The organism is Hymenobacter psychrotolerans DSM 18569 (assembly GCF_900142395.1).
GTDB classification, from domain to species: Bacteria; Bacteroidota; Bacteroidia; order Cytophagales; family Hymenobacteraceae; genus Hymenobacter; species Hymenobacter psychrotolerans.
Map to the genome: position 1 here is coordinate 230,419 of NZ_FRAS01000001.1, position 23,742 is coordinate 254,160.

Annotated in this window: 16 protein-coding genes; 8 read left to right on the forward strand and 8 right to left on the reverse strand. The window is 59.4% G+C overall.

Going from position 1 to position 23,742, the window contains the following annotated elements:
• Positions 1 to 73: 73 nt before the first annotated feature.
• The 8 genes from BUE15_RS00980 to BUE15_RS01015 all read right to left on the reverse strand — a co-directional run bounded on the left by BUE15_RS00980 (position 74) and on the right by BUE15_RS01015 (position 12,499).
• Positions 74 to 748 (reverse strand): hypothetical protein, encoded by a 675-nt coding sequence (locus BUE15_RS00980; protein WP_073280822.1) that lies wholly within the window; start codon positions 746 to 748, stop codon positions 74 to 76.
• Between the two features lie 149 nt (positions 749 to 897).
• Positions 898 to 2,358 (reverse strand): hypothetical protein, encoded by a 1,461-nt coding sequence (locus BUE15_RS00985; RefSeq protein WP_073280823.1) that lies wholly within the window; start codon positions 2,356 to 2,358, stop codon positions 898 to 900.
• Positions 2,359 to 2,491: 133 nt separating this feature from the next.
• Entirely contained in the window at positions 2,492 to 3,979 is a 1,488-nt protein-coding gene (locus BUE15_RS00990; protein WP_139252066.1) for a hypothetical protein, read from the reverse strand.
• 103 nt (positions 3,980 to 4,082) lie between these two features.
• A complete protein-coding gene (locus tag BUE15_RS00995) occupies positions 4,083 to 7,550 on the reverse strand; it encodes an acetate and sugar kinases/Hsc70/actin family protein (RefSeq protein WP_073280825.1) in 3,468 nt (1,155 codons plus the stop codon).
• 321 nt (positions 7,551 to 7,871) lie between these two features.
• On the reverse strand, positions 7,872 to 9,320 hold the full coding sequence (locus tag BUE15_RS01000) for a hypothetical protein (RefSeq protein WP_073280826.1): 1,449 nt from the start codon (positions 9,318 to 9,320) through the stop codon (positions 7,872 to 7,874).
• A gap of 111 nt (positions 9,321 to 9,431) precedes the next feature.
• The gene (locus tag BUE15_RS01005) at positions 9,432 to 9,824 is read right to left on the reverse strand and encodes a hypothetical protein (RefSeq protein ID WP_073280827.1); all 393 of its coding nucleotides are present in this window, start codon (positions 9,822 to 9,824) and stop codon (positions 9,432 to 9,434) included.
• Positions 9,825 to 10,000: 176 nt separating this feature from the next.
• Positions 10,001 to 11,371, reverse strand: coding sequence for a hypothetical protein (locus tag BUE15_RS01010; RefSeq protein WP_073280828.1), 1,371 nt, complete (start codon positions 11,369 to 11,371; stop codon positions 10,001 to 10,003).
• A gap of 126 nt (positions 11,372 to 11,497) precedes the next feature.
• Positions 11,498 to 12,499, reverse strand: coding sequence for a sugar phosphate nucleotidyltransferase (locus BUE15_RS01015; protein WP_073280829.1), 1,002 nt, complete (start codon positions 12,497 to 12,499; stop codon positions 11,498 to 11,500).
• A 204-nt stretch (positions 12,500 to 12,703) separates the two neighbouring features.
• Here BUE15_RS01015 and BUE15_RS01020 point away from each other — a divergent pair, with 204 nt between their 5' ends.
• The 8 genes from BUE15_RS01020 to BUE15_RS01055 all read left to right on the forward strand — a co-directional run bounded on the left by BUE15_RS01020 (position 12,704) and on the right by BUE15_RS01055 (position 23,667).
• Positions 12,704 to 13,282 carry a LemA family protein gene (locus BUE15_RS01020; RefSeq protein WP_073280830.1) on the forward strand — a complete coding sequence of 193 codons (579 nt, stop codon included), beginning with the start codon at positions 12,704 to 12,706 and terminating at the stop codon, positions 13,280 to 13,282.
• Between the two features lie 88 nt (positions 13,283 to 13,370).
• Positions 13,371 to 13,823 carry a TPM domain-containing protein gene (locus BUE15_RS01025; RefSeq protein WP_073280831.1) on the forward strand — a complete coding sequence of 151 codons (453 nt, stop codon included), beginning with the start codon at positions 13,371 to 13,373 and terminating at the stop codon, positions 13,821 to 13,823.
• Positions 13,820 to 14,659: a TPM domain-containing protein gene (locus BUE15_RS01030; protein WP_073280832.1), complete on the forward strand. Its 840-nt coding sequence runs from the start codon at positions 13,820 to 13,822 to the stop codon at positions 14,657 to 14,659. The genes BUE15_RS01025 and BUE15_RS01030 overlap by 4 nt, the downstream gene beginning before the upstream one ends.
• A 406-nt stretch (positions 14,660 to 15,065) precedes the next feature.
• On the forward strand, positions 15,066 to 15,824 hold the full coding sequence (locus BUE15_RS01035; RefSeq protein WP_073280833.1) for a hypothetical protein: 759 nt from the start codon (positions 15,066 to 15,068) through the stop codon (positions 15,822 to 15,824).
• A 59-nt stretch (positions 15,825 to 15,883) separates the two neighbouring features.
• Complete coding sequence (locus tag BUE15_RS01040) at positions 15,884 to 18,652, forward strand: TonB-dependent receptor (RefSeq protein WP_073280834.1); 2,769 nt, start codon at positions 15,884 to 15,886, stop codon at positions 18,650 to 18,652.
• 1 nt (position 18,653) lies between these two features.
• On the forward strand, positions 18,654 to 19,805 hold the full coding sequence (locus BUE15_RS01045; protein ID WP_073280835.1) for a DUF4249 domain-containing protein: 1,152 nt from the start codon (positions 18,654 to 18,656) through the stop codon (positions 19,803 to 19,805).
• A gap of 276 nt (positions 19,806 to 20,081) precedes the next feature.
• The gene (locus tag BUE15_RS01050; protein ID WP_073280836.1) at positions 20,082 to 21,212 is read left to right on the forward strand and encodes a DUF4249 domain-containing protein; all 1,131 of its coding nucleotides are present in this window, start codon (positions 20,082 to 20,084) and stop codon (positions 21,210 to 21,212) included.
• 28 nt (positions 21,213 to 21,240) lie between these two features.
• The gene (locus BUE15_RS01055; RefSeq protein WP_139252067.1) at positions 21,241 to 23,667 is read left to right on the forward strand and encodes an MG2 domain-containing protein; all 2,427 of its coding nucleotides are present in this window, start codon (positions 21,241 to 21,243) and stop codon (positions 23,665 to 23,667) included.
• The last annotated feature ends 75 nt before the right edge of the window (positions 23,668 to 23,742 follow it).

The window sequence follows — 23,742 nt, forward strand, 5'->3', positions numbered from 1 at the left end:
TCGTTACAACGAAGCGGTAGAGATGCTTCGACAAGCTCAGCATGACGGCCTTTTAGCCTATTGATTCCCCTCATTACATGCGCCCCACCTTCGGAATCACCTGAATCAGGAAGCGTTTGTTGTCGCCTTCGCGGCGGCCCTGGTAGCGGCCGGTGCCGTAGAAGCCGCTGCCCCCGATGATGAGCTCGATGTTGCGGTCCTGGCTGAAATTGAGGCCGTTTTGCTTCCAGAGGTTCAGCAGGTTCAGGGCACGGCGGTAGCTGAGCTGGTAGGTGGTTTGCTCCTCATGGGTGTTGCGCGGGTCGCCCTGCGGGTAGCGGGCGGCCATGCCTTCCACTATCACGAGGTAGCGCACGGGCTGGTCGGTTTTGATGTTTTTGAGCACCGAGCGCAGCGTCCGGCCAGCCTGCAGGAGCGCAGGCTTGTAGCTGTCCTGGATTTCGTCGCGGCCGGCCTTGAACTGCACCGGTACCAGCAGCTCGTGCCGTTCGTTGGCGGGGTCGTACTTGAAGTACTGGCCTTCCAGTTGCTGCAGCGAGCGGCGAATTTTGGTAATCTGCTCCAGCTCAGCGGCCTTCACTTTCAGCTCGCCATTGGCCTGCTTCAGCTCCCCTTCCCGGTCCTTGAACAGCTTGAAGCTGTACACAAACAGCACCAGCATCACTACAAACAAGGACGTCATCAGGTCCACGTAGCTGGGCCAGAAGAAGTCGTTGCTTTGGCGTTTGTTGGAGGTGGTGTTGTTCATGGCGTGACCCCACCCCCCGCGCCCCTCCCCGGCGGGGAGGAGGTACCAGACGACTACGGGAGGCTGTACAGGGCGTTTTACTAACGAGAAACTACAACTAGAAAACCAGGACTAGAGCCCCTCCCAACCGGGGAGGGGTTGGGGTAGGGTTACTGTGGCTGCACGCCCCCGAACAGCTTGTCCATAAACCGCTGAAAACGATTCTTGGACGTGGCCTTCACCAGCACCGTATTCAGGTTGGAAAGCTCGGAGAGGAGCTTGGCCTGAATCTGCGAGTCTAGTTCCACTTTGCGCATCAGTTCGCGCTGGGTAGCCGTCACGTCGCGGCTGAGGTCGGCTTGCTGCACGTTGAGGTTCTGGAAAGGCTCCAGCTGTTTCAATAGTTTCTCGAAGATGTTGTCGGCATTGAGCTTGTCGAAGTATTGCTGCCACTTCTCGTAGGCCAGCTGGGCTTGTCGCTCGTTGTGAGCCAGGCGCTGGTTCATCACGTCGGCGAGCCCTACCCCGGCCTGGTCGATGTGCTGCTCGGCGCGGTCCTTGAGGTTGCGCAGCTCCACCTGGTGCTTCTGGAAGAAATCCAGCATCAGCTGCACCGAGTTGTTGTTGCCGCCGATGTACTGGCCCAGGTCGTTGATGCCCTTCTCGAAGCCGCGCAGCCGGTCCAGAATGCTGTTCACGGCTTCGGCCGAGTGGTAGCCGTTCTGCAGCATCTCGTTCAGGCGCTGCTGGTAGCCGGTGAAGGCCGCAAACATTTCCGCCGACTCGCGCACCTTCTCAAACACGAGAATATTGGCGGCCGCCATCTTATCGTAGCCGATGGTATCGAGCCGCTCCAGGAAGTCGCTCTGCACCCGAATGTTCTGCGTCACCTTCTCCATGAGCGGGTTGAACAGCTCCACCTGGCCCACAAACTGCTGGTTGAACGCATCGAGCACCGACTTCAGGTTGGTGAGCGAGCTGGCCATATCGGCGTGCAGCACCGGCAGCAGGCGGGCCTGCAGGAAGGTGTAGTACTGATTCTGCTTCCGGTCGAGTTGCTCGCGGGCCTGGCGCAGCACGCCGTTGCCGAGCAGCGTCAGCAGCAGCCCCACAAAGGAGCCGGTCATGGCAATGAGTACGCCGGTGAGGAAGGGCGTTAGGGCATTTTCGTCGGACACGCCGTTGCGGGCAATGCCCACAAGACCCAGAATCACGCCCAGAAACGTACCGAGCAGACCCAGATACAGCGGCGTAGCTACATTGGCCTGCACGGAGTTGTCGAGCACCTCGCTCTGCCGCTCCGATATATCTTTCAGAATACCAAAGTCGGCGGCGGCGCCTTTGTTGTGGCGCAGGTAGTCGTTGGTATCCAGCAGAATCTCCTGAAACTCGGGCGAGGCGTTTTCGGCCTTGATGAGGTTGGAGGCGAAGGATTCGGGTGGCGCGTCGGCGGCGTAGTCGGGCAGGTCGCGGCCGTCGGGCAGCACAATGCGGTGTTCCACGCGCAAGGCTTCCTTGGGCGGATACAGCGCGGCCAGCCGCTGCGCATTGGCCCGCATCCGCAGAAACGTGCGAATCTGCAGGCCCACTACCACGGCTACAACGACGAATTCAAGAATAATTTCAAGCATAGGACTGTAAAGTACGCTATTCCCGGGCTGCTATCCTGAAAGCAAAAGGACCTCACTGCGCCTGAATGAGTCGCAGGTACGATGCTCATTCGGGTGCAATAGGGTCCTTCCGTTGTCAGAATGACGGCTTTTTCTACTCGAACCGAATAGCAGCTTTCTGCTCAATGTGCCAGTTGCCGGCCACTTTGCGCAATACCCCCTCCTGCTCGGTCACGATATGCGACGCCGGGCCGCTGGGCGGCTGGTAGGTGCACGCCTCGCGCAAAGAATATTGAGCGCTCTGGATGGCGTAGGCGTGTACGGCCGGGTTTGAGGTCACGCGGAACGTGGCGGTTTCCGGCTGCTGCGGGTTCAGGCGGATTTCATAAATGCTGTCGTGCTGGGGCTCGTCGGACAGGTCGTATTCGTTGAACGCCCCATTGACCGGCACCTTCACATAGCGGGCATGGCTTACGGGCTGCGGCGTCCCGTACGACTCGGGCGAAGGCAGCTGTACCGGCGCTACCAGACTGTCGAATTCATCGTGCGAGGCCAGCGGCGCCGGGCTGGCAGGTGTTACGGGAGGCAACGCAGGAATGGGAGCCGGCTGCACAGGGGTTGAATAGACTTCGGCCACTTGAGGCGCTACCGGCTCAGGCTCAATCTGGGCTACCGGTTGCAGCGTGGGCGTGCTACCCGTTGCCGGCCGGCTAGCGGGCTGCTGCGTTGGTTGGCTGCCGGTAGCAGCGGTCGGCTGCTGAACCTGGGTGGCTCCCCTCTTCTTCAGCTCCGCTTCTACCCGCTGCTGCACCAGCTTTTCCACTTCACGAAGTTGTGCCGGACTCAGGCGGTCAGCAGGCTTGCCACTGCCACCAGCTACCGGAGCGCTCTGCAAAGCCGAAATTTCTTCGCGCCGACGGTCGATACGGGCGCCCATTTCTTTCTGGAAGTCGCCGATGCTTTTGCGCATCAGCGCATACAGCACCAGGCTCAGCAAAGACAAAATCAGCGCCAACGGACCAAAGAACTTGTTCATCAGGCTTTCCCCGGCTCCGCTGCCGGCGGCGGGTTGGCGCTCAGCTACGCCCGCTTCAGCCAGCCCGGCGTCGCCGGATACTTCCGGTGCTCCGGCATCGAGGCTAGCGGCCGTATCTGCGGCATCTGGCACAGCAGCTTCAGTAGCAGCAAGGCTACCGATGGGCGTACCGTTCTGTACATAGTTGTTCAGGGCCGCTTCCAGCGTGGCCAGCCGCTGCATTCGGGCCGGGTTAGCCCGCCGCGCCGGCGACGACTTCAGCCGGTTGATGATTTCTGTGGTCAGCTTCTGCAGGCGGGAAGGATTGGAGCCCAATCCTTTGTACATCGTGCCTTTGCCTTCCAGCGGCTGATACAACGCGCTGTACACCCGCTGGCTATCCGCCTTAATGCTGTTCTCAAATGCCTTCAATGAGCTACCACAGTTCAGTTGGCTCTTCAGGTTAGCGCGCCCGTTGTCGTCGTACACGTAGCGGACTGTAGCACACCAGATTTGCACTTTCTGCTCATCCAGCGTGGGCTGGCCTAGTGGTGTTTGGGCACGGGAGCCCGCCGCCAAAAGCAAGAGACCGGTAAGTAAAGAAGCAGCGCGACGGGAAAGGGTCATAGGGCGTTAGTTGGGTAGAGAGCAGGAGGAAGCTAAACTACAGTTGAAAGCTGGCTCTTCACACTTGAGGAAAGAGCCAGCTTTTAACACGACAAGTAATGTGCTACGCCTGCAACTCGCGGCTCAGGTTGTAGAGCGCCTGTTTCAGTGGCAGGAAGAACAGGGTTTCCGGTAGGGTTTCGTCGGAGGAAAGCTGGCGCTGGAACTGGTGCAGGCCTAGGCTCAGGCTGTCCTCAATTTCGCGCTGCAGAATGTCCTTTACGCGCTGACGGTCCACGTCTACGCCAACTTCGCGCAGGTAGGGCGCTACTTCGTCGCCTTCGAGCACGAGGGTAAGGTAGTTGCGCACGTTTTCCAGCACATTGTCCTTCAGCGTGGCATCTACCTGGTTCAGTTTCAGGCGCTGCTGGTTAAGCTCAGTGCCTTCCACAGCGCCGCTGTATTTCACCGGCTTGATGCTGTCGTAGTCCGACGTGTTCGACTTTTCTTCGAAAAGCACGCCGCCGTTGGTAGTAGCTTCCTTGGGGTTGTCGGCCAGGATGACGCGGAAGTTGTGAGGCGGCTCGGTGCCGGTTACGGCTTGGAAAATGGCTTTCGTAATCTTCTCAATAGCTACCAAGGAACTGCCACCTGCCAGCAGGCGCAGGTAGAGGCTGCCTTTGCCGGAGAAACAGAGGTAGCGCGGCGTTTTCAGGCCGAGATGCTTGGTGAGCTGGGCCGTGTGGTAGATGATGCTGGTGTAGTGCAGGTAGAACAGCACCCGCAGCTGCCGGCCCTTGCCGAGGCCCAGCGCCTGGGTAAAGCGCAGGGCATCATCGTACTTGAACAGCAGGCTGGTTACGTCGGCGGAGCCAAAATCGGTGTTGCTGAGGGCGGCGCGCAGGTAGCCTTTGTACTCCTGGTTTTGCTCGGAGTCGGGCAGGCTTTCCACGTGGCCCACGCCGAGGCGCAGCAGGCCGTTCTGCTTGGGCGCGCCCTGCACGCGGGCGTACCCGTCGCCCCACAGGTCGTCGCCGGCGAAGCGGAACGAGGTGCTGTAGGCCGGTTTCTGGTCGGCGAAGAGCAGCAAGTCAGTCGTGCCGCCACCGATGTCGATGTTCACCACGTTTTCGTCGCGGTTGGGCACTACCTGGTTGGTGGCCGTGAGGTAGTAGTACGGCGCCACCGATTCGGTGAGGCAGATGGTGGGGCGCTTGGCCTTGAATACCTGCTGAAACGACTCGTCCCAGACCTGCTGGAACTGATTGCGCAGGAAGCCATCGAAGCTCAGGGGCGCAAACCACACTACGCGGGTATCTTCCAGAATGCCGCCGTGCAGCGCTGCCTTGTGGCGCAGCAACAGCAGAATTTCCTTGAAGAAGGCCTCAATGCGCGACACGCCCTGCGGGTCCAGCTCCGCCGACCATTTCAGGTTCGTGATGAAGCGGTTTTGGGGTAGCTCCGAGGCATTTTCGGTGTTGATGCTGAAGCCGATGTTGATGTTGCTGAGCACCTTGGCGGGCTCATTGGCAAACGACGTAGTTTCGCAAACGGCCGTCCGGATCGGGAATTCATACACCGAACCGCCTTCACCCATAAAGGAAGGCACAAACTCCCGGTTCTGCAGGGTAGCAATATAGGTCCAGATCTGGCCGGCGCCGGTGCGGTAGCGCTGGGCGGCCGATAGGCCGGCATCGGCCACCGGAGCATGTAGCCATTCCACCTGCACATCAGCCTCGCCAATGGTCAGCGGCCGGGGGTGCGCCGTGGGCGAATCAGCGTAGGCAATGTGGGTGTTGGTGGTACCAAAGTCTACCGCGAAGGTGAAGCGGCGGGTACCACGGTCCAGCTCGCGCCAGCGCGGCACGAATAGGCCGCGGGCCGGCTCGGCGCCGATGGTGGCGGGCGGGCAGGTCAGCTCTACTAGGTCGAAGTGAGTACCGGTCACCTCGTAGTAGGTGCTGCCGGCGGTGGCCATGCTCTTCTGGGTACGCTCGTAGCGGGTGGCCCGGCGGGCGGCACCCTGCTCCGTAATCCGCTCCCCGTTCACGAAGAACTGCAGATCATAGCGGCGGCTGAGCATGGTGGGCGAGTTGTCGGCGTCCACCAGCATTACCTTGTAAAGGTCGTTGTACTCGGGCTGGTAGCGCACCTTGTAGAAGGGGAACACGCCCACGCCCACGGTAGCTTTCACGATGCGGCCCTTCTCCAGAATCTCGCGGCCCTGGGCATCCTTCGGGTTCTGGGGGTTCACGTAGTAGCTGCGCTCAAACGTGATGAAACGCCCCGCCTGCACCGGCACCCGCAGCTGCACGCGCACGTGGCTGAGGTCGATGGTGAAGGTGAGCAGCTCGGCCAGCTCGTTCTCCGTGAAGTACTCGAAGAAGGCTTGCTTCAGCGGCAACAGGTACGGGAAGCGTGCCCGACCCTGGCCATCGGCACCGTACTGGAACGTGACTTTGCCGGTGTGAAAACGCTGGGTATTCAACTCGTAGGGCAGTTCTACCAGCGAGTCTTCCAGCAAGTCGCCTACCGTGAGGTAAGGGTACTTAAAGCCCTTGCCGGGCAGCACACGGCTTTCCAGCGCAACTTCATCGTAATACGGCACCGGCGTGCGGTCGTCCCAGGGCTGACCGTTGAGATAGTTGGCGCCGGGCATCGTGAGGTTCGGGCGCAGCACCAACGGGCGCGGCCGGCCCGTTGTCGATTCGCGGGTGGGCTGGATGAACAGGTCGGAGCTGGTCACGGCCGACTGGTCGGCGCGACCGGGCAGGGGCACGCCTTTCACGCTCACCAGGTTTCCTTGCACATCGGCCAGGGCCGGGTAGCGGGCGGCAAACTGCTGGGCGCTCCGGTCGCCCTGCATCTGAAGCTGGTTGATTTTGCTGCGGTCGAGGCCCGCGTACACGCTGCCGGCAAACTCGCGGCGCTGCAGTTGCGGGTAGGCCAGGAACAGCTCGTACACGAACTCCCGGAACTGCGGGTCACGGTCTTCGAGCAGCACCGTTTGCTTATCGAAGTAGTGGCCGCGGGCCTGCGGGCGCTCCAGGTCCAGGGGCTGCACTTCAGGGCCGGTGAAGAGGATGGTCAGCGGTGAGGTGCCGCCCAATAGGCGCGTACCACCTGCTAGTTCCGGCGACTCATAGTACACCAAGTACATGTCGGTGAAGTCGCGGAACCGCTCATCCTGCATGTACAGCTGCAGGGTTTCGCCCAGCAGGCGCGTGCCCTCCTCCTGCCGCATCCGGCGGATTTCTGCCTCGGCATTCCAGCGACGCAGCGTGATTTTGCGGCCGGCCTGGGTGTAGAGGTGGTAGTTATAGAGCAGCTCCAGTAGGTCCCAGAAGTGCGTCGTCAGCTCGTGGTACACCGAGCCGGGGTTACGCTGCCCTTCGCGGGCCAGGAAGTCGAAAGCCGTTTCAAACAGGTGCATCCGCGCAAAGGGCGTCGGGATGCTCACGGCCAGGTTGCGGGATTTGCCCCCTGCCGGGTCCGTTACGGTGTTGATTTCGGTGCTCGTTACCGGCGCCGTTTTCTGCCAGCCCTGAACCTGCTGGGAGCCATTATTATGTAAGCGAAGGACTTTGGCCATGTGCTGCTGAAATCTATTCTAGAAAGCTTGTTTCTCACCTCGGATGAGGCGAGGTTACGGGTAGTTGAGTGGCCTAGCGTGTTCCTCCTAGGCCGTCATGCTGAGCGAAGTCGAAGCATCTCTACCGCTTCGTTTTTGATGTCTAGGCCAGTAATTAGCCAGAGGTAGAGATGCTTCGGCTGCGCTCAGCATAACGGTCTACAATAGAAATTATACTGGCCTAGCGAAGCAACTAAACAACATCAGCAACGAGGTCAACCACCCCAGCAGCGGCTGAAGCCGCCGCGTCCCCTCCTCATCTGAGGAGGGGATTTTTTGTTCTTATACCACCTTCACCTTCTCCTCAAACGCCTTATCAGTCACATCATAGAACAGCTCCAGCATTTTGCGGAAGCTGTCGGGCTCTTGGATGGACTTCTCGGTTTTGTTGAGGTTGTCGAGGAGGTAGTTGTGGCTGAGGCCTTTATTGAAGAAGTCGTTCCACTTCTTTTCGACGGGCTTGCCCAGGATCATGGCGTTGAAGTCGTCGGTTTGCAGGTCGAAGGGACGGAAGGCGCGGCGGTTCTGGGCCAGCTCCTGCAGCCACTGATCCACGCCCGAATCGGGGCTGTGCAGGAAGTTGTTCAGTTCCCGGAAGATGGGCTCGTTGCGCATGGCATAGTCCAGCTTCAGGTTGTCGGCGTACGGCGCCTTGTCCGTGGGCAGGTGCTGCTTGTGGTAGCGCGTGAAGTACAGGAACTGCGTGAGCTGCTTGGCAATGATTTCGCGCGACTCATCGGGCAGGTGGCTGAACTGGATTTCCGGCGCGTCGGCCTGTAGGCCATACTCGTGGAAGTGCGGGCCGCCGGTGCGCAGTTCGGCGGGCGAGTAGCGCATGAAGTCCACGATGCTCAGGGCCGCCAGCAGCTCAATTACGTGGGCTTTGTTCTTCTGCTGGGTGCCGCCGGGCTGGTTTTCGTAGGGCGTATCGGGCGTATCGGCGAGGTAGTACAGCGCGTCGAGGCCTTGGAGGTTGTGCTCGTAGTAGCTGAGCGCCGCCTTGGTTTTCGTCAGGAAGTTGTTGGAGTCGATGACGGCGTTGTCCTCGCTCTGCAGAGCGAAGTAGGGCATCACCGTTACGGCGCCGGTGGGCGCGTCGCGCAGGTAGCGGGCGTTGCTGAGGCGGGTGTTGGTGTCCTTCAGGTTCTTGAGCATGAGCGGGAAACCTGCTGCCCCCGTGCCTCCGAAGATGCTCGACACGAAAAATACCCGGTCGCCATCCTGGAAGTTGTCGGCGAAAAACCGCATTTCAGGGCTTTCCACCAGCTTGTTCAGCACAATGCTACCCACGTTAGGGGAGCCGCGGAAGCCAATGGTCAGCGGGCTTTCCAGGTTATCCTGCGTGAATAGTAGATCCACCAGCCCCTTGGAGTCAACCGATAGACCGTCATAGCTTAAATACTGCCGGAAGCTCTGGTTGATGCCGCCGAAATCGAAGATAAAAGTGTCCTTCACCGAGCCGTTTACATCCTGCGAGATGCCGCTCAGGGTGCTGATATCGGTTTTGAAGAAGCCTTCTTCGCGGGGGCCGAGGCGCTTATAGATCTGCTGGTAGCTCTGTAGCAGCTGCACCGTGCGGTTCATGTCGCCGTTGTGGGCGTCGGGGTCGATGATGATGGGCACTACCCGGTCGCAGTTGGGCAGGTCAACGCCCGCGGCCAGCAGCATGGTGAGCGAGCGAATGACGCGGGAGCCCGTGCCGCCAATCCCGAATAAAAAGAGTTTAGCCATGGTGGGAAGGAAGAGCTGAGATCTTAGAGCTTAGAACTGAGAATCTTTCGGATGCCAAAACTGATACCCTAACGGCTCTAAGTTCTACGCTCTCAATCCTCACTTCTAAAATTAGAAAGGTGTCGTACTCGCGTTGGTGGAGCCTTTGCGCAGAATCAGGGAGAGAATGAAGAACCAGAACAGGCCTAGGATGGCGTTCCAGGTAGCCAGCCAGTAGATGTAGCTGTGGTCCGTGACCTGCTGGGCGTGCGCCTGGCTGATGGCCAATCCGAAAGCAATGAGGCCGTTTATTATCAGGAAAATTGCCCAATGGCGACCCTTATTGAAGGTAGCCACGCCCATCATCCGGTTGATGACATAGTAGAATATGACCACCAGCGCCAGCGAAATGCCAATGTTTAGCAGGCCGATATTGGGGAAAATCACGTCGCGGTACACGGGCGTGTCGGCGGGTGGCTGCGGGGCTCCGATGAGTTCGTAGATGGAGCGGAATAGTGCTTTCATGGAAAGAAGTAGGGCCAACTAGCCGTTGGCAATTCGTTGAACGATGAGGGCGGAACGAAATTGTAAGCACGACCCCAACTCGGAAGCTGGGCGTTCGACTTCGTTAATGAACGAAAACCATTCCAATTGCGCTAAAAATGATGCTCTGCTGCCGGTGTAGGCCAGTGCTTCAGCTTCTACTCCGCTGGCTGTAAGGTTAATGGCGCCTCGAAAATCGGCTTTTTTTCTGCGCCACTCTGCGCTTCCAGGCCGTCTAGCAGAGAGCTAAGCGCAAAGGTTTTGGGCGCGGGCGTGGCGTCGTTCTTGGTGGTCCATTGAGCCACCCAGGCGGGGCGCTGGTCTTGCAAACGGAGCACAAGTGGCCTAGCGGCCTTGGGCTGCTTGGTCAGGCGAACTTTCGCGAAGTGGGTGAACTTGCTTTCGGGGCCGCTGCTGGCGCGGTTCTGGTCGGTGGCGGCAAATACGTCCAGCAGCTTGGCATCAGTGTCTACGCCCTGCAGCTTCAGGTTTTGCTTGAGGTAGGCCACGTCACGGTACTGGCCGGGCAACTGGCCTAGGTCTAGGCCTACCACAAACTCCACGGGCTGCTGGGCGGAGGCTTCGCTCACCGATATAACGCGGTAGGTATCGGCGTTGCGCTTGCTGGCCCCGGCGTCGCCGTAGTACCAGCTGCCTTTGTTCTGAAATTTATTCAGCACCGAATACACGGGCTGTGGGTACGTGACACCGAAGTGGGCTTGCTTGGCCGGTTGTTTTTCCAGCAGAACCGCATCGAACTGCCGCACGGCGCTGGCGGGGCCCACCACCCAGATATAGTACGGAATTTCAGTGTCGCAGCAGTTGGTTTTCTTGCCCGAGGCTACCAGCGCCGGGTAATAGGTGCCGCGGAAGTCCGACGTGTACCCGTACACCGACACAGCCAGATCCGGCTTTTCGCCACCACGTGAAAGCGCGTCGGCAATGTCGGTTTTGATGTAGGGAATAGCCCCGGCGTTTTTCGGGGAGTAGATAAAGTCCGAAATCAGGACGCTCACGGTGCCGGGCCGGTAGTAATTCGTCATCAGCGTATCAAGCACCGACGGTATGTCCGTGCTTTTGGCCGGCTGCTGAATACCGCTGCGCACCGTTCCGGAAATGGGCTGGTACGAATCCTTATAAGGCCGCTCCTTGATGCGGTAGAAGGTTTTCTGCCGAACGGCGGTGCTACGGTTTACCTCCGAAAGGAACTGCGCCACATGCTGCTGAAACTTGGTGTTTTCGCCGCTGGCACCGGTCTTGGGCATAAAGCCCTCCATCGAGCCCGACACCTCCAGGAACACGTTCACGGCCTGCAACGGCTGCGCGGTGGTAGCCGCAGCTTCAGTGGTAGCAGGTGCCGTTTTGGGCTCGGCGGCTGCAACCGGGGTTTCCACGGGCGGCGTTGCGGTGGTTTCGGTGGCGGCGCCTTCCTCCGTTTTCATATCGGAGCGGGAGTAGCAACCGGGCAGCAGCAGCAGAGACAGGCCTAGGGCAGGCAGCAGGCGGGAAAAGGCAGAGAGGTAGCGCATCGGGCTAAAGTAACGACAATCTGCCCTTGCCGGATACATAAGAGCAACGGAGTAGCGGAGTAACTGAGTAATGGCGATGGATTAGAACACTATTACTCAGTTACTCCGCTACTCCGTTGCTCGCTTCTAGCTGTAGTCTATTTCCGTATTGTCGCCGATGTTGAGGCTGTGGCGGGTGCCTTTGAACAGCGCGTCGGAGCCGACGATGCAGTCGTGCATGACGGCGGAGCGCAACTCGCTGTAGGAGCCGATGATGGACTCGCTCAGGATGGTGTTCTTGACGATGGTCCGGTCGCCGATGGCCACGTTGGGGCCGATGATGGAGCCGGCAATCTGGCAGTCTTTCCCGATGCTGACGGGCGGAATGATGATGGTATCGGGAAACTCGGGAAACTCGCGGCGGCTCAGGAATTCCGGGCGGTTGAGCAGGCGGGCATTGGCTTCGAGCAGGCTTTCCTTACGGCCGCAGTCAAACCAGTTGTCCACGGGCACAGTAATCATTTCGGCGCCATCCTGAATCATAAGCATCAGCGCATCGGTCAGCTGAAACTCGCCATGCGTGCGCTGGTTCTGGTCGATGATGCGCTCCAGCGCCGAGGCCAGCCAGTCGGCGTTGGCAATCTTGTACAGCCCTACCAGCGCGTAATTCGACTTCGGAATGCGCGGCTTCTCCACCACTTTCGTAACGCGGCCGCCCGCGCCGGTTTCTACCAGGCCAAACAGCGAAGGCGTTTTCACTTCCTTAATAGCCAGCACGTTGCCCGCCATGCTCATCATAGCCGGCAGGTCAATATCCACGATGGTATCGCCGAGCAGAATCAGGATGCCGTCCTGCTCGTGCCGAAACTGCTCCCGCGCCAGCCAAAGCGCATGCGCAATACCTTCGCGTGGCTCCTGCACCACGAAGGTGGCGCGGAGCGCGGGATAGTGGCGGCGCACGTAGTTCTCAATCTTTTCGCCGAGGTAGCCGATAATAAACACAAACTCATCGACCCCGGCCCCGCTGAGCCGGTCGATGATGTGGCCCAGAATCGTGTTGCCGGCCACCGGCACCAGCGACTTGGGCTGGGTGTGCGTATGAGGGCGCAGGCGCGACCCAATCCCAGCGACGGGAATTACTGCTTTCATGAACAACAGGCGTTGCGTAAGTCCGCAAAATAGCAAATAGCAGCGGGAGCGGCCGCTGATACAACCGCTGTGGCCCGAATTCGTACTTTGCCACGGCGAAATAGCGCATGGCCGAGCTACCGCCGTATACGACGGCAGTACCTGCGCTGCAGTTGCCCTTACTTTGCCTTTCCTACGTTCACTTTTTCCCTCTCCCTACTCATCATGAAACGTTTTCTGCTCTACTTCGCCGGTCTGGTGATTCTGCTGTCGCAGTCGTCCTGCGGCTACAATGGCATGGTAAGCCGCGACCAGGCCGTGAAGGCTCAGGTTGGCAACGTGCAGAGCGCCTACCAGCGCCGCTCCGACCTGATTCCGAACCTGGTGAACACCGTGAAAGGCGCCGCCAACTTCGAAAAATCGACCCTGACGGAAGTCATTGAGGCGCGGGCCAAAGCCACCAGCGTACAGCTGAACGCCGACAACCTCACCCCCGAAAACCTGAAGCAGTTTCAGGAAGCCCAGTCGCAGGTAAGCGCGGGCCTGGGCCGCTTGCTGGCCGTGTCGGAAAACTACCCTGAGCTGAAGGCCAACGCCAACTTTCAAGAGCTGCAGGCCCAGATTGAAGGCACCGAAAACCGCATCAACGTAGAGCGCAACAAGCTCAACACGCTCACCAACGACTATAACGGCTTCGTGAAATCGTTCCCGAACAACATTTTCGCGGGGATGTTCGGCTTTGCCGAAAAGCCTTATTTCGAGGCCGATGCTGCTTCGCAGAAAGCTCCGACTGTTCAGTTCTAATTGTGCTGCCGGCTACCGGCTGCTGGCTGCCCGTTGATTTCTCAGTCGATGGCAGCCGGCAGCCGGTGGTTGTCGGCCGTCGCTTACTATGACCAACCCTCTCACTGCTGAGCAGGAAGCCGCGCTGGTGGAGGCCATCCGGCAGGCCGAAATCAAGACTTCCGGCGAAATTCGGGTGCATCTGGAAGACCACTGCCCCACGCCCGAGCCTCTGGACCGGGCCGCGCAGGTGTTTGCCGACCTGAACATGCACCGCACGGCCCAGCGCAACGGCGTGCTGTTTTATCTGGCCTGGCAGAGCCGCCAGTTTGCCGTAATTGGTGACGCCGGTATCAATGCAGCTGTACCCGACGACTTCTGGGAAACCACCAAAGAAACCGTACTGACGCAGTTTCGCTCAGAAAAATACGCGGCCGGTCTGGAGCATGGTATCCGGATGGTAGGCGAGCAACTCAGGCGCTATTTCCCCTACGACGCCGCCACCGACAAAAACGAGCTCGACGACTCGATTTCGTTTGGCAGCACTACCCCGCGCCTATGACCCGGCAACTTCCTGACAGGTTTACCCACGGGCTCCGGCTGCTGGTGCTGGTGTTGCTGCTGGCCGCGCGCCTGCCCGCCTGGGCCCAGCAGATTCCGCCCCGGCCGTCGCCTCCGCGCATCGTCAACGACCTGGCCGGCATGATGCAGCCCAACGAAGTGGCAGCGCTGGAACAGAAGCTGGTAGCGTACAACGACTCTACTTCGTCGCAGATTGCGGTGGTGACGGTGCCCAGCCTGGGCGACTATGATATTGCGGACTTCGCCCAGCAGCTGTACGAAAGCTGGGGCATCGGGCAGAAGGGCAGCAACAACGGCGTGCTGATTCTGATTGCGGAGCAGGAGCGTAAAGCCCGCATCCAGACTGGCTATGGCCTCGAAGGCGCCATTCCGGACGCGCTGGCCAAGCGCATCATCTCCAATACCATTGTGCCTGCTTTCAAGCAGGAACGCTACTACGAAGGCATCGACCGGGCCACCGACCAGCTGATTGCGCTGGCAAAAGGCGAGTACAAAGCCGACCAGACTACCAAAACCCGCCAGCGCAGCAACGACAGCAGCGGCTCGGGCTGGCAGTTCTGGCTGATTATAGGGGCGCTTATTCTGTTTATGCTGCTGCGCAACCGTGGCGGCGGCAGTGGCGGAGCCGGCGGGCGCCGCAACCGGGGCTTCGGCGGCGGCATGGTTCCGCCCATCATCTTCGGCGACTTCAGCGGCGGCCGCGGCACCTTCGGCGGCGGCTTCGGTGGCGGTGGTTTTGGAGGTGGCGGGGGCGGCGGCTTCGGCGGTTTCGGGGGCGGCAGCTCCGGCGGCGGCGGTGCCTCCGGCGACTGGTAGTCAGCAACTTTACTATATATCAAGGAAGGCCCGGAGCATATCCGGGCCTTTTTTTATTGTTAGTGGTGCAGTGGTACAGCAGCTAAGGAAGCCAGCCATTGCCGGAACGTGTTTAACAGCAAAAACAGGGTTTACAGGCACTGCTACCAGCCAGGCCAGCCATCAGTAGAGGCGAATTTGCCATGCCTGACGCAAGTAGTTCGATGCCTGTACTGGCTCGCCAGCTACCAGCGCCTGGGCCTTACCTCAGGCATTCCCGGAAATCTGCACTTCGTTCTTATATTTAGTCGATTTCCTGCCACTTGTGCTGCTCCTAGGGCTATCCGGTCTGTCACAGCTTTAGCTGCGCAGACTCCCGATCAGGCCGTTCATCGGCCAGCAGTTGCTGTTCCTACCACACTACGCTATGCGCCCGGCTTCTACTATTTATTCGCTGCCTGTACTTCTCGGTTTGCTGGCCTGCGGCTTTGTTGCAAAAGGCCAGGCGGGGGCGGAGCCGGAGCCAGCACTGGCAGCTTCGGTTGCGGCGGCACAGCAGCAATACGATGCGTCCTTTACCGCCCACCCGCAGCTCTACAACGGAGTTGAGTACGCGGATTATTCCAGGCGCTACCATGCCCGTACCGGCCACCAGTTCTTCCTGTCGGCGGAGCGGCAGCAGGGCAGCGCCTTCTACAACGAACACCACTTCCTGAACCTGCCCCTTTCCTACGACCTGGTGCTCGACCAGCTGGTGCTGCAGCAGAACAGCAACTCGCTTTTGCTGCGAATGGTGAGCGAGAAAGTCCGCTATTTCGACATCGGCAGCCACCATTTCGTGCGGCTGGTGGCCGATACTACCAAGGGCAATGTACTGCGCACCGGCTTCTACGAAGTGCTGCAGCAGGGCCGCGTGCAGGTGCTGGCCCAACGCGCCAAACGGCTGCAGGAGCAGCTAAAGGACCGCAACACCGATGTAGTGTTTATTCCGGCCGACCGCCTGTTTGCGCGCAAGGATGGGGTGTACTACGCTGTCAGGTCGAAAGGGGCTGTGAAACGCCTGTTTGCCGACAAGGCGAAGGAGGTGCAGGCTTACATGCAAACCAACAATCTGCGGCTAAGTAAGGCGCAGTTCGAAAGCACCTTGGTAGAGCTGACCCGCTATTACAACACCTTAGGCACTTGAGTGTATATACTTAACAATCAACGCGCTTTATCTTAGCACACGCTGTATTCCTTGTTTAAATGAAATCCTTTTACACCCTGCTGCTTGTCCTGCTTTCCAGCGTTATTGGCTATGGGCAGCAGTCTGAAAAAACCGTAACCGGCAATTTCGAGCGTGTGCCGTTTGAGCAGTTTGTCCGCCAGCTTGAGGCCCAGACGGCCAGCCGGATTTACTTCGATCCGGCCGCCGCTGACAGCTTGTTTATAACGCTGCAAGTGCAGCAACAGCCGCTACGCGCCGTGCTACAGCAGGCACTCCAGAACACGGCGCTGCGTTTCGCCATCGACGGAGAAAACCGGGTGTTTATCACGAAAGGCACGGCCATTGAGGCTGACCTGCTGCCTGGGTTCTTCCAGCAGGCTACGCCCGGGGCAACTATTGCCGGCACCCGGCCCGATGATGAGCAGGAACAGAACCGGGAGGCCCGCCGCTCGCGCTACGTGAGTGCTGCTGAATACAAAGTGTACGAACTGGGCCAGGGCGAGGCCGCCGGTGGCAAAGTCACGCTGGCCGGCCATATCCGGGACTCAAAATCTGGGGAGCCGGTTATTGGGGCCACCATCTACTCCGAGTCGCCGAGCATTGGCACCAGCACCGACCAGTTTGGCTACTATTCGCTTACGCTGCCGGCCGGCCGCTACGACTTCAAAATTCGGGGCCTTGGCATCAAAAACACCCGCCGCCAGGTGATTCTGCGCGGCAACGCGAAGCTGGAAATTGAAGTGGAAGAAGACATTACTCCGCTGAAGGAAGTGGTGATTGAGGCGGAGAAAGACAAGAACGTGTCGGGCATGCAGATGGGCCTCGACAAGCTCGATATCAAAACCATGCGCCAAGTGCCTACGGCGTTCGGCGAAACAGATATTCTGCGGGTAGTGCTGACGCTGCCGGGCGTGAAGTCGGTGGGGGAAGGCAGCACCGGCCTGAACGTGCGCGGCGGCGCCACCGACCAGAACCTGATTCTGTTCAACGACGCTACCATCTACAATCCGTCGCACCTGTTCGGCTTCTTCTCGGCCTTCAACCCCGACATTCTGCAGACCGTGGAGCTCTACAAGAGCGCCATTCCGGCCAAATACGGCGGGCGCCTGTCGTCGGTACTGGAAATCAGCACCCGGGAAGGCAACAAGAAGAAGTTTTCGGGCTCGGGCGGCATTGGGCCGCTCACGAGCCGTCTCACGCTGGAAGGCCCGATTATCAAAGACCGGAGCGCATTTATCATCAGTGGGCGCAGCAGCTATTCTGACTGGATACTGCGCCGCCTTTCCAATAAAAGCTTCCGGGAAAGCTCCGCTTCGTTTTATGACGTGACGGCGCACATCAGCCACAAAATCAACGACAAAAACTCGATATACGCCACCGGCTACCTCAGCACCGACCGGTTTCGGCTGGCCAGCGACACAACGTACCGCTACCTCAACCAGACGGCCAGCCTGAAGTGGCGCCACAATTTCACCAACCAGTTCTACGGCGTTCTGACCGGGGCCTTCAGCCACTACGGCTACGATATCACGAGCGAGAAAAACGAGGTGAATGCCTCACGGCTGGAATATGCCATCAACCAAAGCAGCATCCGGGCCGACTTCAGCTACTATCCCAACTCCCGGCATACCATAGATTTCGGGGGCAGCTCGCAGCTCTACCACGTGAAGCCGGGCAGCCTCCAGCCGCTGGGGGACGCGTCCTTGATTGCCCCGCACGTTCTGGCCCGCGAGCAGGGCGTGGAAAGCGCGCTGTATGTCTCCGACCGGATTGACCTGAACCAGCGCCTGTCGGTGTCGTTGGGGTTGCGCTACTCGCTGTTTAATGCGCTGGGCCCGCGCGACGTGTACCGCTACGCCTCCAACGACTCGCGCACCGAAAACACGATTGTGGACACGCTGCGCTACAGCGCCGGCAAGGTGATGGCAACCTACCACGGCCCCGAGTACCGGGTTTCGGCCCGCTACTCGCTCACCGACAACTCATCGGTGAAGGTCAGCTACAACCGCACGCGCCAGTACATCCACCAGCTTTCCAACACGGCCTCCGTCTCGCCAACCGATATCTGGAAGCTGAGCGACTACAACATCCGGCCCCAGGTCGGCGACCAGTACTCGATAGGCTACTACCGCAACCTGAAGTCGAACACGATTGAGGCGTCGGTGGAAACTTACTACAAGACACTTCACGATTTTGTGGACTACAAGAGCGGCGCTACCCTGATTCTCAACGACCACATTGAGACGGATATCGTGAATGCGCGGGGCAAAGCGTACGGGGTAGAGGTGTTGGTGAAGAAGCTGACCGGCAAAATAAACGGCTGGGTAAGCTACACTTACTCCCGCTCGCTGGTGCAGGTGAATGCCGGCACGCCCGCCGACCAGATAAACGGCGGCCGCTACTACCCCAGCAACTTCGATAAGCCGCACGACGTGACGCTCATCGGCAACTACCGCTTCAGCCGCCGCTTCAGCTCCTCGCTCAACTTCACGTATAGCACGGGCCGGCCCATTACGCTGCCGCTGGCCCGATACTACGTTGGCAACTCGTCGCGCGTGTATTACTCGGACCGCAATGCTTACCGGGTTCCGGATTATCTGCGGGCCGACATAGCGCTGAACATTGAAGGCAACCACAAGGTTAAGAAGCTGGCACACAGCTCCTGGACGGTGGGTGTGTACAACCTGACGGGCCGTAAAAACCCCTATTCCGTCTACTTCAGATCGGAAAACGGCCAGATAAGAGGCTATAAGCTGTCCATCTTCGGGCAGCCTATCCCGACGGTCACCTACAATTTCAAATTCTAGGATGCACCCCTTTATTTCCTTGCGCCGCGTATGGTGGCCGTGGTGCGTGCTGCTGCTGCTGAGCGGCTGCATCGACCCCTACCTGCCCGAGGGCGTGGGCGCCGCCCCCAACTACCTCGTCGTCGATGGCTACCTCAACAGCCGGGGCCGCTCCCTCATTCAGCTCTCGCGCACCTACCGCCTCGACCAGAACACGGCCCCGCCCCGCGAGACCGGCGCCACGCTCTTCATCGAGCAGCAGGACGGGCCCCGCTTTCCCCTCTCCGAAACTGCCCCCGGCACCTACACGTCAATACCACTTAATTTTTCTACTGAGTCTAATTACCGGCTCTACATTCTCACGGCCGAAGGCAAGGAATATGCTTCAGCCTTTATGCCAGCCAAAGTCACGCCCCCGATTGACAGCGTGACCTGGCGGGTAAACGACAACGGCCTTACCATTTACGTCAACAGCCACGACGATACGAACAGCACGCAGTACTACCGCTGGGACTTTGACGAAACCTGGGAAATCGTTCCGACCATCATTCCGCAGTATGAATTCCGCGGTGGGGATGTGCGGCTTATCTCGGTTCCGTATCCGGATGTATGCTGGGGAAACAGCCCCTCGACAGCAGTCCGGCTGGCCAAAACCACCAACCTCAGCCAAGACCGGATTGCCGACTTTCCGCTGCAGTCTTACCCCCGCACTTCCGAGCGTATCGGCCACAAATACAGCATTCTGGTCAGGCAGTTTGCTCAGACGCGCGAGGAATACCAGTACTGGGAGCTGCTGCAGAAGAACACCGAAAACATCGGCACGCTCTTCGACCCACTGCCTTCCCAGCTCACGGGCAATATCCGCTCCCTCACGGATGAGGGGGAAGTAGTGCTGGGCTATGTCGGGGCTTACTCACGGCAGGAAAAGCGCATTTTCATCAGCCGGGCCGAGCTTCCCGGGACCTGGCCTTATATCACTGGCTACGAAAGCTGCTCTCCGCCAGACACCGTGTTGATGAAGGATGTTTTAGCGGTTTTCAGAGGCGGATTCACCGTTCCGGTCGAGCAGGTTTTTTACAGTTCAGGCGCTATTCAGGGCTACACCTCCACCACCCTGGACTGCGCGGACTGCCGCAAGCGTGGCACAGCGGTTCGGCCTAACTTCTGGCAGTAAGCAGCCCACCAAGTACCTAATGAGTGCCATATCCTATTCTATACCCAGCCAGCTATGTGCCGCAACCGCGCCCATCTTTTTTGGTACGCTGGGGTACATCCCCATATATGGGGTAAAAAGAGGCTGGCTTGGCTATACCCGCGACTGTGTAGACTGCCGCTTGCGGGGCAGCCCTGTTAAGCCGGATTTCTGGCCCTGATGTCTCTCAGCTACCTAATCAGTGTACGTCCTATCGGCAAGCACCTTATCTTACTCAGGCTTCTTACTCCCCATCTAATGCTCAAGCTTTTCTCTTTGCGCCGCGTGTGGTGGCCATGGTGCATGCTGCTGCTGCTGGGCGGCTGCATCGACCCCTACCTGCCCGAGGGTGTGGGCGCCGCCCCCAACTACCTCGTCGTCGATGGCTACCTCAACAGCCGGGGCCGCTCCCTCATTCAGCTCTCGCGCACCTACCGCCTCGACCAGAACACGGCCCCGCCCCGCGAGACCGGCGCCACGCTCTTCATCGAGCAGCAGGACGGGCCCCGCTTCCCCCTCTCCGAAACTGCCCCCGGCACTTACACCTCCCAGGCCCTCACCCTTTCTCCCAGCCAGAACTACCGGCTTTTCATCAGCACGCAGAAGGGGCAGCAATATGCCTCTGAGTTCGTGCCGGCCAAAGTCACGCCCCCCATTGACAGTGTGGCCTGGCGCAAAACCACTACAGGCCTTACCATTGGCGTGAATACCCACGACGATACCGGCCGCTCGCAGTACTACCGCTGGGAATGTGAGGAAACCTGGGAAATTACCCCACTCCTATTTCCACAGCTGGAATATTTCAACTCTGGCCTACGTCCTAATACAGTAGTATACCCGCGTATTTGCTGGGGGAATGAGTTGGTAGCCGATATCAAGCTGAGCAAGACCACGAACCTAACTCAGGATAGAATTTCCAATTACGTGCTGCGTTCTTACGCCACCACCAACGAGCGTTTCTATAACCGCTACAGCATCTTGGTCAAGCAGTATGCGCTTAGCCAGGAGGAGTACCAGTATTGGGAGCTGCTGCAGAAAAACACCGAAAATATCGGCACGCTCTTCGACCCGCTGCCCTCCCAGCTCACAGGCAATGTCCGCTCCCTCACGGATGAGGCGGAACCGGTAATTGGCTACGTAGGGTGTCACTCGCTGCAGCAGCAGCGCATCTTCATCACGCGCAACCAACTGCCCTATACCTGGCGAGTTTCCAGTGGCTACGACCAATGTATTCCCGACACGATAGAGTCGAGGTATATCCGTACTGTATTCAGCTATCCGGAAAACATTCCTCTGTATTACGTTCCGGGCGGCGTGCTCGGAACCAGCAAAGAGTGTATAGACTGTCGCCGAAAGGGTAGCGCAGTGAAGCCCGATTTCTGGCCTTAGTATTCCTGCCATGCGCACATCAGATCAGATGATACGTTGGACCCCGTCAGTTGCCGGCAGTGCCAGTATCCGCTTTTTGCTGGGGCTGCTGCTATGGCTGGCCTCAGCCGGCACTTCGCTGGCGCAGCTCGACTCGCTGGGCGGCATTACGGGCAAGCTGAACCGCTACGAGCGGCGCGGGCCGCAGGAGAAGCTTTTCCTGCACCTCGACCGGCCCCTGTACCTGAGCGGCGAAACCATGTGGCTGAAAGTGTACGCCGTAGATGGCACCTACTCCCGGCCGCTTACGCTGAGTAGCGTGGCCTACGTGGAGGTGCTCGATGCCCGCCGACAGCCCGTGCTGCAAGGCAAAGTAGCCCTGAAAAATGCCACCGGGCAAGGCTCTTTCGTGCTGCCCGGTACCCTGGCTTCGGGCACCTACACCGTGCGGGCTTACACCAGCTGGATGAAAAATTTCAGCCCGGATGCCTATTTCCAGAGCGTCGTGACGATAGTCAACACGTTTGCCATTTCGGGGGCGCCTGCTGCAAAGGACTCTGCCGCTGCCGATGCTCAGTTCTTCCCCGAAGGCGGCCATCTGGTGAAAGGGCTCGGCAGCAAGGTGGCCTTCAAAGTAACCGACAGAACAGGCAAGGGCGTGGCCGCACAGGGCAAAGTGCTGAATCCGCAGGGGGCTGTGGTGGCTACCTTCAAGACGCTGCGCAACGGTATGGGCAGCTTCCTGCTGACCCCAGCCGTTGGAGGAGCCAGCCCTTACACTGCCGTTCTTACGCTCAGCCAGGGTCCCACAATTACGCGCCGGCTCCCTGCAGTGCAGGAACAGGGCTACGTACTGCGCCTGCAACCGGCCGAAGCCGACCAGCTCGTGCTGACGGTAGAGGCCACCGGCACGCAGCCGCAAACGCTGTATCTGCTGGTGCACTCCCGGCAGAAAACGGCCATTGCCAGCCAGATACAGCTCCTGAACGGTCGTGCTGCGGTTAGCCTCGACCGGCGGAAGCTGCTGGACGGCATTTCGCATTTCACTCTTTTCGATGCCAGTCAGCGGCCACTATGCGAGCGGCTCTACTTCCAGCCGCCCAGCCGCCGCCTCGCCATTGCCGCCCGGCCCGACAAAGCGCAGTACACAGCCCGCGACAAAGTGAGCCTGCAGCTCGCTACTACCGATTTACAGAATCAGCCGCTGGCCGCCAACCTATCGATGGCCGTGTACCGGCTGGACTCGCTCAACAGCGGCCCGACAGCCTCTATCGAGCACTATCTGGCCCTCAGCTCCGAGCTGCGGGGCACCATCGAAACGCCCGACTACTACTTTACGGCTGGCCCGGAAGCCTCCGAAGCCGCCGACAACCTGATGCTGACCCAGGGCTGGAGCCGGTTTGCGTGGGAAGAGGTGCTGGCTGCGACACCCAAACCGTTTGCCTACCTGCCGGAGCCGGTAGGCCCCGTGGTGCGGGCCCAACTGACGCAGGCCGGCACTACCACTCCCCGCACCGGCGTCATCACCTACCTGTCATCACCGAGCCGCATCGTACGGCTCAGCAACTCCCGCAGCGACGAAGCCGGGATAGTGCAGTTCGAGATGAGCAACTTCTACGGCCCGCAAGACCTGATGCTGCAAACCGACCCGCAGCAGGACAGTACCTGCCGCATCACGCTGCTCAGCCCTTTCTCTACCCGTTTCTCCGCCGCTGTGGCGCCGGCCTTTTCCTTGTTTCCGCGCTTCCAGAGCTACTATACCAGCCGCCACGTTCAGACGCAGGTACAGAACGTCTACTATCCTCAGTACCGCAACCGCTACCTGCGGCAAGCTGCTGACAGTATCGCCTTCTATGGCAAACCCGACGAGTCTTACCAGCTGGATAAGTACATGCGCTTCAAGGTGATGGAAGAGGTGCTGCGCGAATACGTGCCGGGCATAGTTGTGCGTATCCGAAAAGACGGCTTCCACTTTCTGGTGGTGAATAAGCTGAACAACAGCTTGTTTTCAGAAAACCCCATGGTACTATTGGATGGCGTGCCGGTGTTCAACGTCAATAAAATAATGGCCATGGATCCGCTCAAAATCCAGAAGCTCGATGTTATTGATGGTCGCTACTTTCATGGCGTATCCATGTACAGCGGCTTGGTGAGCTTTACGACCTATAAGGGAGATTTAGAGGGCTTCCAGCCCGACCCACGCGTGCTGGTGCAGCAATATGAAGGCCTGCAGTGGCAGCGCGAGTTTTACTCGCCGCGCTATGAGACGGCACAGGAGAAGCAAAGTCGCCTCCCCGACCTCCGCAACCTGCTCTACTGGAACCCCGAAATCAACACAACGGCCGGCACCGCCCGGGCCCTGGAGTTCTACACCGGCGACCAGGCCGGCCGCTACCTGGTAGTGGTGCAGGGCCTTTCTGCTACCGGCCTGGCGGGCAGCACCAGCTTCACAGTGGAAGTGAAACCGGTGCTTTAGCCAGCCTTCCAGGATTTCAGGCCAAAAGCACTGGCCCCGCCTGAGTCAGGCGGGGCCGGTGCTTTTTAAGTACAT